This is a genomic window from Legionella busanensis (assembly GCF_900461525.1).
In the GTDB taxonomy this organism is placed as follows: domain Bacteria; phylum Pseudomonadota; class Gammaproteobacteria; order Legionellales; family Legionellaceae; genus Legionella_C; species Legionella_C busanensis.
Genome location: NZ_UGOD01000001.1, coordinates 1759091 through 1772161, shown reverse-complemented (window position 1 = coordinate 1772161; position 13071 = coordinate 1759091). Strand labels below are relative to the sequence as shown.

Below are 13071 nucleotides of genomic sequence, written 5' to 3'. Positions count from 1 at the left end.
TTTTGCCAATAAATCAACATTTAAAAGCAAAATAATTAAACAAATTTCAGGAAAAAGCTCATTTTAAGTAGAATATATATTATAATAGGCCCTTATAATTTGCTGTAATCATAACTCATGGTTGATGCGCTTCTTTCACCACTAGCAATAGCTCCAATGATTGATTGGAGTTATACACATTTTCGCGTTTTAATGCGTCTTATTGCGCCCGCTGCATTATTATATACAGATATGCAGACCGTTGGTGCAATCAAGCATAATCCAAAGCGATGCTTAACGTATGCGCGAATGGAACTTCCCTTAGCCCTACAATTAGGGGGTGCTGATAAAGATGATTTAGTTTTTTGTGTAAAGCTTGCCTATGAATATGGTTATAGTGAAGTTAACCTGAATTTAGGCTGCCCAAGTGATAGAGTTTTGTCAGGGCGTATGGGTGCTTGCTTAATGGCTGAAGCACCGCATGTTGCAGATTGTATTGCAGCAATGAAAGAAGCAGTAAATATACCAATAACCGCCAAAATTAGAATTGGCATCGATCATCAAGATAGCTATGATTTTTTTGCTAATTTTGCCCATAAACTTGTAGATGCTGGGTGCGATAAGTTAATTGTGCACGCACGTAAGGCATGGTTACGTGGGTTAAGTCCCAAACAAAATCGTACTATTCCGCCCCTGCATTATGATTATGTTTATCGTATAAAAGAAGAACTCCCAACTATTCCTATGATTATTAATGGCAATATCCTTGATTTATCGGCAATCAAACACCATATGAATTATGTAGATGGGGTTATGTTAGGACGATTAGCATGTAAAAATCCCTATGCATTAGCAGCCATACATCAATGGTTTTTCCCTAATGTAGAGATTAAAACACGCAGTCAGATTATAGCGCTCTATCTTGATTATGTTATTGAGCAATTTGAGCATGGGGTGCCATTAAGTATTTTACTTAAGCCTATTTTTAATTTTGCACATGGGTTGCCTTTAGCTAAACAGTGGAAGGATAAGCTTGTTTTGGCGCAACAAAAAAAGGCAATTTTTTATTTAAACGAAGCATTAAACTGGCTTAGAGAGCAGGAACATACCGGGATAGAAACGAATGAAATTGTGGCTGATTTAGCAATTAATTAACTTATTTTAGCTAAGTCTTTGTTTCATGACTAAATGAAGAAATAGATATAGTTATTTAATTTATTGATATTGATGAAAAAATGAAACATACATGGCAATTTAGCTAGAATTCTAGTAAATTAAACAGTTTTGATGCGAGACAGTTAGAGGATTATCGAGGCAATGCTAAATACGTTGATTAAAAAGATGTTTGGTAGTCGGAACGAACGTACCTTACGACGCATGGAGAAAGTTGTCGAATCAATTAATGCATTTGAACCCTCAATGCAAAGTCTATCAGATGAAGAACTGGCTGCAAAAACAAATGAGTTTAGAGCACGTTTTGCAGAAGGTGAAACCTTAGACGAAATGTTAGCTGAAGCTTTTGCTGTCACGCGTGAAGTAGCTAAGCGAACATTAGGACTTAGACATTTCGATGTTCAATTGATAGGTGGTATGGTTTTACATGAAGGCAATATCGCAGAAATGCGTACTGGTGAAGGTAAAACATTAGTAGCTACTTTACCAGCTTATCTCAATGCTATTAGTGGCGCTGGTGTTCATATTGTAACTGTTAATGATTATCTTGCTAAGCGGGATAGTGAATGGATGCGTCCTATTTACGAATTCTTAGGTTTAACAGTAGGGGTTATTATTCCTGATATGCCCCACCCAGAGAAGAAGAAAGCTTATTCTGCTGATATCGTTTATGGAACTAATAATGAATTTGGTTTTGATTATCTGCGCGATAATATGGCGTTTAGCTTAGAAGACAAAGTACAAAGAGAACTTAATTTTGCCATAGTCGATGAAGTTGACTCGATTCTTATTGATGAGGCTAGAACCCCTCTAATTATTTCTGGAGCTGCTGAAAATAGCTCTGAACTTTATATTAAAATAAATAAATTAATACCATTACTTAAAAAGCAAGCAAAAGAAGGTGATGATGGCGACTTTACGATTGATGAGAAGCAAAAGCAAGCTCACCTAACAGAAGTTGGTCATCAGCATATTGAAGAATTGCTCGTGCAAGAAGGCTTATTAAATCAAGGTGATAGCCTTTATCATGCTAGTAATATTATGCTTATGCATCATGTTAATGCGGCACTTAAAGCGCATGCTATGTTTCATCGTGATGTTGATTATATTGTTAAAGATAATCAAGTTGTTATTGTTGATGAGCATACTGGCCGTACTATGCCTGGTCGACGCTGGTCTGAAGGATTGCATCAAGCAGTTGAAGCAAAAGAAGGCGTTGCTATCCAACAAGAAAATCAAACGCTTGCATCCATTACTTTCCAAAATTACTTTAGAATCTACAATAAATTGGCGGGTATGACAGGTACAGCGGATACAGAGGCTTATGAATTTCAACAAATTTATAACCTTGAAGTTGTTGTTATTCCAACAAATAAGACTATGTGTCGAAAAGATGAAGCTGATTTGGTCTATCTTACTCAGCAAGATAAATATCAAGCCATCATTGAAGATGTAAAAGATTGTATTGCTCGTAAGCAGCCTGTTCTAGTGGGAACTGCTTCCATTGAGGCCTCTGAATTAGTTAGTCATCTATTAAAGAAAGCAGGTATTAAACATCAAGTACTTAATGCTAAGTTTCACGAGAAAGAAGCACAAATTATTGCTGAAGCGGGCCGTCCAGGGGTAGTAACCATTGCGACCAATATGGCTGGTCGGGGAACAGATATTGTATTGGGTGGAAGTCTTTCTGCTGAGTTAGCGCAATTACCAGCTGATGCTTCTGAAGAAGAGCGGGCTAAAGTTAAGAAAGCATGGGATGAACGTCATCAAGAAGTTCTAAATGCTGGCGGGCTACGAATTATTGGTTCCGAGCGTCATGAATCTCGCCGAATTGATAATCAATTACGTGGACGAGCTGGCCGACAAGGTGACCCAGGTAGTAGTCGCTTTTATTTATCGCTTGAAGATAATTTAATGCGAATCTTTGCTTCTGAACGTGTTGCTGCAATGATGCGTCGCTTAGGTATGCAACCAGGTGAACCCATCGAACATAGCTTAGTTACAAAAGCAATTGAAAATGCACAACGTAAACTTGAAGGTCATCATTTTGACGTTCGTAAGCAATTATTAGATTATGACAATGTTGCTAATAATCAACGTAAAGTCATTTATACACAACGCGCTTCTATTATGGCTATGAGTGATCCTAAAGAAGTTGTAGAAGCTATGCGAGAAGATGTAATAACGAGCTTGGTTGATAGCTTTATTCCGCCGCAAAGCTTAGAAGATCAATGGGATCTCAAGGGCTTAACAAAAACATTGGCTGAAGACTTTCAAATCAAAGCTGATATTGAACAATGGGTAGAAGAAGATCACCATATTCAACCAGAACAAATACATGAAAGAATCTTTAATTTAAATAAAGAACAGTATGCAGAAAAAGAAAAACAAGTAGGGCGTGAAGTGCTTGCTCAGTTTGAAAAATCAATTATTTTACAAACCATGGATAATCACTGGCGTGAGCATTTGGCTGCTATGGACTATCTGCGTCAAGGAATTCATTTACGCGGTTATGCGCAAAAGGATCCTAAACAAGAATATAAACGTGAAGCATTTTCGCTGTTTTCAGAAATGTTAGAAGCTTTAAAATATGATTTAATTCGTATCTTAAGTGCGGTTCAAATTCAAAGTGAAGCAGATGTAGATGCGGCTGAAGAGCAGCGACGCGCTGAGCAGATTCATAAAATGAATTTTGTACATGAAGATGAAGCTACTGATGAAAATGAATCTGATACTGGCAATTTAATTCCATTTCGTCGACGCGAAGAAAAAGTTGGCCGTAATGACCCTTGTCCATGTGATTCAGGCAAAAAATATAAAAATTGTCATGGCAAATTAGCTTAGCTTTAGTTAATCCATCAACCGCCTATGTGTCGCGGCTTGTCCGCGACATCTAGATTGATCTCAATTATTGGCCAATTTTTTTATACAAGTCACGCTATTATAGATTAAGCATATGTCTAGCCATTGTAAACTCATCTTAAACTTGGTAGCAGAATCATTATATTATGATTTTGCTCTTATTACTCCATAAATAGAGTTAAAATTGATTTTAATTTGATCGCCAACTGAATACCGCGGCCAAGCCGCGACACGTAGGCAATTGATAAATGTTTATAGACTTTAATTATTAAATTTTGATTTAAAAGAACATAGAATATGTCAATTATAGTCGTTGTGGGCGTTATTATTAATGCTCAAAATAAAGTCCTTATTACTAGAAGGCCTACGCATGTCGATCATGGGGACCTTTGGGAATTTCCGGGTGGTAAAGTAGAATACTTAGAAACGTTCTATGAGGCATTAGTGCGCGAAATTCACGAAGAGGTTGGACTAGTTATAGAAGCTGCTGACTTTCTAACTGAAATAAATTACCAATACCCTTCTAAAAAGGTCACTTTACAGGTATATCAAATAAAAAAATTTAAAGGAATTGCTCGATGTTTAGAAAACCAAGCAGATTTACGTTGGGTGGATTTAGAAGCATTAACAACATATTCTTTTCCAAAGGCAAATCATGCCATTATTAATTTATTGGTGTCTTCTTAAAGTTTATTCAACTTTAATATTTATATTGCGCGCATCAGAAAACCCATGATCATCAACAACACGAACTACAAAATTGCCTGGCTTAGCTTGCCAAAAATAAGTCTCATTTGAACGGGTCTTTGTTAAAAAGGAATCATTTATAAACCAGTATAAAGTCTTAATATCTGCGTCAGTTACAGCAGAAAATGGTATAGCTGTTTTTTGTAAACCGCTGATGCGAAAGATGTAATGGAGATCAGTCTGTGGTGAAGTAATTTGAGGCTTTAAAGTATTAGTGGACGTTAAGGCACAATTAGCTTCAAATCTAGGAGGTATCCGGCGAGCAATGCCTGCTTGTCTAAAGATAGCTAACAAATCAGAGGGCCAAAACTCATAGATTTCAAAGCGAGTATTTTCGTTAAAATGACATGTTCTAAGGCCGGTTAATTTATTAATAGCGACTTCTCGATAAATATTATCTGTTTGAATAGGCGACTTACCAGGAATAAACCATGTTTGTTCTGTATCGCGGCAAAATCGGGTTGGCAGTAAGCCAGAGGCTTTGCATACATCAATTTTTGTTAAGTTTAAAGCATTTATATTTTTAGGTAGAGAGGAGAAATTTCCTCTCACATGTTTAATGGCATCTATAAGTTCGAAAAATAATGGCGCCGCAATATTTTTACCTACGAAAGCTGGGTTACTTTTGTTATCAAAATTGCCAATCCAAGTTACTAAAACATAAGGACCTACTATACCCGCAGTCCAAGCATCACGGTAACCTGATGAGGTGCCTGTTTTCCAAGCAACTTTATTATATAAATTATATTTAGTCGCATAAGTTGTTGAATAAGGCGTCTCTTTTAAAATTTCTAAAACTAAAAAGCTTGCCTCAGGACTTAGCATTCTTTTACCAGGATGTATGTTTTCATCTTGATAGCTACGTATTGGACGCCATAAACCGTCATTAGCAAGCATAGCATAAAGACTCGCTAATTCTCGCATACTTAATTCAGCCCCACCCAAAGTGAGCGCTAGTCCATAAAATGATTCTGATTTTAAATGGGTAACATGCGCTTCATTAAGTAAATCATATAAAGTAGGATGAGTAAGTTGATTAGCTAAATAGATGGCTGGAATATTACGACTAAAAATCAACGCATCTTTCGCTTTAATTGGCCCCATAAAATCATAATCAAAATTCTCTGGATTATAATGGCCAAAACTCGATGGTACATCTTTTAATACTGTATGAGGGTGGATTAAACCTTGATCAAAAGCTAAGCCATACACAAAAGGCTTAAGCGTTGATCCGGGCGAACGTTTGGCTTCAGTGCCATTAATTTGGCCACTTATAGCCTTATTAAAAAAGTCAGCAGAGCCTACCGAGCCTTTAATACTCATGTCACGTACATCGACTAGTAATACAGCAGCATTATAAACACCAAATTGATATTTTCGTTGAATATAGTTTTTAGTAATACGTTCTAAGAGCTGTTGAAGATCACTGTTTAACGTTGTGTGAATAGCTTTTGAGCGAGGTGAATTATTGCGTAATATTGAGTTTACAAAATGAGGTGCTAAAAAAGGTAAAGAATGAATAGATCTCATTTCTAGAGGTAGATTAATTGTTATTGTATATTTCTTATCTTTAGGATGAAGAACTAACCAGCGATGAAATAATTTATTTCGAATCTCTATTAAATCTTTATTCTGCGGTGTTCGTTTACTAGGATTTTGTGGCATTACAGCTAATGTTAATGCTTCAGGCAAATTAATCTTATCTGTAGATTTATTGAAGTATATTAAACTTGCTGCACCAACACCCTCAATATTGTTTCCATAAGGCGCAAGATTTAAATAAGCTTCAAGTAATTGGTCTTTACTATAATGGATTTCTAATTGTAAAGCACGGATAATCTGTATGACTTTTCCCGATATTTTTTTTGAATTGATACCAAATCTTAAACGTGCAACTTGCATAGTGATAGTTGATGCCCCTATACGTCGTGACTTTTCAAAGTAAGTTTTCCAAGTAGCTTTAATAAGAGCAAGTGGATTTATGCCATGGTGAAAATAAAAATATTGATCTTCTTGCAAAAGAGTAGCAGCTACAAGCGTAGGCGCAATTTGCTTTAGCGGTGTAAAAACTCGATATTTATCTTCTTTATTAAGTGTTAAACGTAATAATTGTTGCTTATCATCATAAACTACAGTTGAGAAATCTAAGTGTTTTAATAGAGGAGGAGCAGGTAGAAAATATAGGAAAGCATAGCCCAGGATGAGAGAAAACAAGAAGATTAAGCTAAAGCGCGTAAAAAAATATTTCATAATGCTTGAAACTTGACTTTTAAAAAAATAAAATACCTGGCAACATTGGGCGCCTTCTTGTGCTTGCAAATTTCTTTACTGGCTGGATTATATATGAACAACCCGCCGATTGCTAAAAAAAAAGCTAGAATTAGCGCTTTTTTTATATTTTTACTAGGTCAAATACAATGGTCAAGCCCGCCGTGGGTTACATATCTTAAAAGAAAAGCAAAGAATCAACCTTTTTTATTTTGGCCTATTTTTATGCTTTTAATTGTTTTACTCTTAACAGCTTTTGCCAGTTATGTCTGGTATAAAAATTTGCCTAAATCGCATTTAATTACCGCAACAATTACGACACCTAAAATTACGCCAATTTCAGATACTTTGGAACCAGATAATTTAGTCATTAATTTTGGCTTGCAATTAGAAAAAGAATTTATTCCTAAGCCGGTTGCACCACTCGAATTGGTAGGCCAAGAAGTGTCTAAACATATTCGATTAAATCCCCAAATAAAGGGTGCCTGGACTTGGGAAAATGATCATCAATTAATATTTAAGCCCGAACAAGATTGGCCCGCAGGTCAAAACTTTACTATTCAATTTGATCGGGCTTTTTTTGCTAAAGGAATGAAGCTAGAGCGGCTAACCTATAAATTCGCTACCCAACCATTCTTAGCTAAAATTAATGAATTTAAATTTTATCAAGATCCTATTGATCCTAAAGTAAGGCAGGCAGTAGCCACTGTAGAATTTAATTATCCCGTTAATCCTGTTAGTTTAGAAGATAAAATTGCGCTGTTTCTGCAAGAAATAAAAAATGACAAACTTAACTTAGCGGCGCAACAATTCAAATGGACGATAGATTATGATGAACAAAAGCGAATTGCTTACATTCACTCTGAAAATTTGCCTATTACCAATGTAGAGCGATATTTAGTATTAAAAATTAACAAAGGGGTTAAGTCCAATACTGGTAGTGATGCAACTACTAAGGAACTTAGTCAAAATCTATTAATTCCTGATGTATCTAATTATTTTAAAGTGTTAAATGGCGCTGCCTCTATTGTACGGAATGAACAAGATAGGCCAGAACAAGTATTAACTTTAGAAACTTCAATAGGGGTTACTGATGAGCAGATTAATAAAGCTCTGCACGTATACCAGTTACCTGCTAATTATCCAGCTACTCGTTTTGAAGCTGAAAAGGAAAATTATGCCTGGCAAAATCCTGGTGAAGTAACGCCAACAATTTTAGCTTTAGCTAAACCTGTATTACTTCGCCCTATACCTACTGATAGAAATTACTCAACTTTGCATAGCTATAAATTAAGTGTAAAAGAACCTTATTACTTGTATGTTAAGTTAGATAAGGGTACTTCTGCATTCGGGGATTTTAAATTAACTAATGATTATAAAGCTGTTATTAAAGTACCGGAATTACCGCAAGAAATTAGTTTTCTGCATAAAGGCGCCTTGCTTGCTTTAAGTGGTGAAAAAAAACTATCGGTTCTTGTTCGTGGCGTGCCAGGTGTTAAATTTGAAATAGCTCGGGTATTGCCAGGTAATATTAACCAATTAATCACACAAACTGAAGGTAATTTTAACAGCCCAAATTTTATAAACTACACCTTTAATCAACAAAATATCAGTGAGATTTTTTCCGAAGTACAATCATTCGCTGATGATTTAACCAAACAGCAATATACTGCTTTAGATTTAGCAAAATATTTAGCAGCTCCTCTTAACCAGGAAGGTATGCAAGGCTTGTTTTTACTAAAGGCAACTGGTTGGGATATTGTTAATAAAACGCCATTAGATATTAAAGCAAACCGTTTAGTTTTAATTACTGATTTAAGTATGTTAGTTAAAGACAATAGTGATGGCACGCATGATGTTTTTGTTCAATCTATTGTTGCAGGTGCACCTGCAAGCGGCGTGGAAGTATCTGTTTTAGGTAAAAATGGCCTACCCATTGTATCTGGGATTACTGATAATCAAGGTCATGTTAATTTTCCAACGCTTAAAGATTTTATTGATGATAGGGAGCCTGTTGTTTATTTAGCACAATTAGGCAGTGATGTTTCTTTCATACCCTATAGCAATGCTAATCGACAGCTTAATTATTCACATTTTGATGTGGGTGGTATTTATAGTAATAATCAAGAATTACCAAGCTTAAGTGCCTATCTTTTTTCAGATAGGGGTATTTACCGACCTGGCGATTTAGCGCATATTGGTTTAATTATTAAAAAGGCTTATGCACAAACTCAACTTCCTGGACTTCCATTAGAAGCTGTTATTATTGACCCGCGCGGAACGACTGTTTACGACCAAAAATTTACTCTTGATAAAATTGGATTTTTTAATTTTGACTTTAAAACTAATGCCACTTCACCGACAGGACAATATTCAGTTTATTTATATACTATAAAAGATAAACATAAAGAAGCTGTTTTAGGTAGCGCTTCGTTTAAAGTTGCTGAATTTCAACCAGATAGAATGCGTATAAAAACAAAGTTATCACCTTCTAATCAGTCAGGATGGGTATCGCCTGAGTATATTAATGCACATATTAACTTATGGAATCTTTATGGCGCTCCAGCTGAGAATAGACGTGTTAGTGGAAAAATATTATTAACGCCACAACGCGTAGAGTTTGAGAAATATCCAAGCTATATTTTTGTTGATCCTTTGTTTGATCCTAAAAAACCAGCGAAGGTTTATACAGAAACGCTCCCAGATACTCAGACAAATGATAAAGGCGAAGCGCAATTTAATTTAAATTTAAATCGATTTGAACAATCGACCTATCAATTAACCTTCTTCGCTGAAGGATTTGAGGCAGAAGGGGGGCGAAATGTTACTGCTCAAATTAAAACATTAGTAAGTCCATTGCCTTATTTTGTAGGTTATAAACCTGATGGTGATCTTACTTATATTAAGCAGCACAGTACGCGAAATCTAAATTTAATTGCTATTAATCCCGAACTTAATACTCAGGCAGTTAATAACTTAAAAGTGCAGTTGTTATCACTCCGACCTATAACAACGCTTGTTAAAAATCCTAATGGGACTTATCAATATCAATCTGTCATTCAAACAAAAGTGATTGCTACGAATTCTTTATCTATTACTGAAAATGGGACAAATTATTTGCTTCCTACTAATGAAATTGGTGATTTTGCTTTGAGTATTTTAAACGAAAATAATATCGAGGTTAGTCGAGTTAAGTTTTCTATAGTTGGAGCGAGCCAATTGCCATTGGCTAAAAATGCTGAGCTTAATGTTAAGCTTAATAAAACAGAATTTAATGCAGGCGAGGATATTGAATTACAAATCACAGCGCCATATACAGGCACGGGTTTGATTACTATTGAACGAGATAAAGTATATGCCTTACAATGGTTTAAGACCGATTTAACTAGCTCTGTGCAAAAAATTCATATCCCTGACAACTTTCAAGGCAATGGTTATGTCAATGTCGCTTTTATTCGCGATTGGGATTCACCAGAGCTTTTCATTAGCCCTCTTAGTTATAATGTTATTCCATTTACCATTAACCATGATAATCAAAATGTTCATATTCAGCTTAATACTCCTCAACTAGCTAAACCAGGTGATAATTTACTTATTAATTACAGTACTGATAAACCTGGGAAAATTATTGTCTTTGCTGTAGATGAGGGAATTTTACAGGTAGCTAAATATGTAACACCTGATCCACTTGCTTTTTTCTTTCAAAAACGCGCCCTTGAAGTTCTTACTCAACAAACGGTGGATCAAATCTTACCCAAATATATTCGCGAACGAGAGTTATCAACGGTAGGAGGAGATGGCGGTGAGGCTCTTTTAGCACAACATTTGAATCCTTTTAAAAGAAAAACTGAACTTCCCGTCGTGTTTTGGTCTGGTATTCTGGCTAGTGATAGTACTCAACATCAACTTACGTATCAAATACCAAACTATTTTAATGGTAGTCTAAAAGTTATAGCGGTTGCTGTAGCAGATGATGCAGTGGGTTCAACAGATAAGCATGTTGTTATTCGTGGTGATTTTGTGATTACGCCCAATGTACCCCTGTTTGTAGCGCCTAATGATGAATTTGAGATAACAGCAAGCATTGCAAATAATGTTCGAGGTTCTGGTTTAAATGCGCCTATTACAGTTAAATTACATACTTCGCCTGGCCTTGAAATTCTTGGCTCAAATTCAACTATCATTCATATTAATGAAGGTCATGAGCAAAAAGTTCGTTTTAAATTAAAAGCTAAACCTGAGTTAGGTAATGCAAAAATATTGTTTGAAACTTTTCTAGGTGATAAAGTTAGTAAATTAGATAATACATTAAGTATAAGACCAGCTAGCAATTTCATAACCAATATTGACAGTGGTGTAACTAAAGAAACGACCAAATCATTTATACTTAATCAAAATTTTTATCAAGAACATCATCAAGCAGAAATTGCTTTGTCTGCTAGTCCACTGATTTTAGTGACTGGTTTAGAACGTTATTTAAATAATTTTCCTTATGGTTGTACAGAGCAACTTACCAGTAAAGCAATTCCTCTATTAGCAATAGCTAACCAGCCCTGGTTTATGCAAGATAAGAATAAGATTAATGATAAAATACAAGATACAGTTCAATTACTAAGACAGCGACAGCTATCTAATGGCAGCTTTAGTTACTGGCCAGAAGTAAACAACGACTTAAATGATACTTTTGCAACGATTTACGCCATACATTTTTTAACTGAAGCAAAAAATCAAGGTTATGCTATACCAGCAGAAATGTTGTCAACAGGCATTAGTTACCTAAAGGATCTTGTATCACGAAATGCTAATAACGATGAAACAGCACGTTTACAGGCTTACGCTATCTATATTTTGACACGTAATGAAATTGTGACAACCAACTATCTAGTCAATTTACAACTGTATCTAGATAATGATAAAAACCTTAATTGGCAAAAAACAATTACTGGCGCTTATATTGCTGCGACTTATAAATTACTGAAAAATGATCAGGTTGCTTTGCAATTAATTAATCGTTATCAAATACAAAATTCCGATATAGAAAATAATGACTTTTACAATACTAACCTTGCCGATGCTCAATACCTATATATATTAGCGCAACATTTTCCTAATCAGTTAGCAAACCTAGATGATAAATTAGTTTTATCATTGGTTAAGGCACTTAATAGCAGTGAAATAAATACTTTATTTTCAGGATATATGAGCTTAGCATTAGCCGCATATAATCAAAGTGCTGAACCTTCTACAAACATACCCATAAGTATAATTGGAGTAGGGGATAATAATCAGCAAAAACTACTGGATAATACGAACAATGTTTTTAAGAAACTCTTTTTAACTGATACCTTAAAACAGATAGTGATTGATAATCCTAATAATCAGCGTTATTTTTATCAATTAACTGAAGAGGGGTTTAATAAACAACTTCCAACCCATGAAATCAAACAGGGTATAGAAATTTATCGGGAATATCTTTCTTTAGATGGTAAACCAATTACCCAAATTTCTCTGGGTAATGAAATACAAGTCCGTATTAAAATAAGAGCATTAGACAATCAATATTTTAATAATATTGTAATATTAGAATTATTGCCTGGTGGTTTTGAAGTAAATACTGACTCTATTAACACAGAAGAGGTTGATTATGTTGACTTGCGTGAGGATAGGGTGGTTTTATTTACGAATGTAGGGAGTGAAACAAAAAAAATTCATTATCGAATTAAACCAACTAACATAGGGCAGTTTATTGTACCGCCTATTTTTGCCGAATCTATGTATTATCCAGCTATTCAAGCACAAGGAAAGCCAGGCAATATATCAGTAGTAAGGCCATCGCCATAAGTTTATTTATTTTTATGTCGGTTTGCGCAAATTACAAGCATAATTTGTGGATATCTATATAATTTAGTTTGTATCTATAAATTCCATTTTTAATTTAGCACATTACCCATATTTAAAATAAAAAAAATAAAAGTAAGAAGAAAAAAAATATATATACTTAAAAGATTAATAAACACAAAAAACTCAAAGCTTAATAAAAGA

5 protein-coding genes are annotated in these 13071 nt (G+C 34.9%); 4 read left to right on the top strand and 1 reads right to left on the bottom strand.

The window, feature by feature from the left end:
- The first annotated feature begins 117 nt into the window (after positions 1-117).
- The 3 genes from dusA to mutT all read left to right on the top strand — a co-directional run bounded on the left by dusA (position 118) and on the right by mutT (position 4701).
- Positions 118-1134: a tRNA dihydrouridine(20/20a) synthase DusA gene (gene dusA / locus DYH30_RS07925; RefSeq protein ID WP_115331142.1), complete on the top strand. Its 1017-nt coding sequence runs from the start codon at positions 118-120 to the stop codon at positions 1132-1134.
- Between the two features lie 162 nt (positions 1135-1296).
- Positions 1297-3996 carry a preprotein translocase subunit SecA gene (secA, locus tag DYH30_RS07920; RefSeq protein ID WP_115331141.1) on the top strand — a complete coding sequence of 900 codons (2700 nt, stop codon included), beginning with the start codon at positions 1297-1299 and terminating at the stop codon, positions 3994-3996.
- Positions 3997-4311: 315 nt separating this feature from the next.
- Positions 4312-4701, top strand: coding sequence for an 8-oxo-dGTP diphosphatase MutT (mutT, locus tag DYH30_RS07915; protein WP_115331140.1), 390 nt, complete (start codon positions 4312-4314; stop codon positions 4699-4701).
- Between the two features lie 3 nt (positions 4702-4704).
- Here mutT and pbpC read toward each other — a convergent pair whose 3' ends face one another.
- Positions 4705-7011 (bottom strand): penicillin-binding protein 1C, encoded by a 2307-nt coding sequence (pbpC, locus tag DYH30_RS07910; protein WP_115332528.1) that lies wholly within the window; start codon positions 7009-7011, stop codon positions 4705-4707.
- 93 nt (positions 7012-7104) lie between these two features.
- On the opposite strand from pbpC, the gene DYH30_RS07905 reads away from it, so the two are divergent.
- A complete protein-coding gene (locus DYH30_RS07905) occupies positions 7105-12870 on the top strand; it encodes an alpha-2-macroglobulin (RefSeq protein ID WP_115331139.1) in 5766 nt (1921 codons plus the stop codon).
- Positions 12871-13071 lie beyond the last annotated feature (201 nt).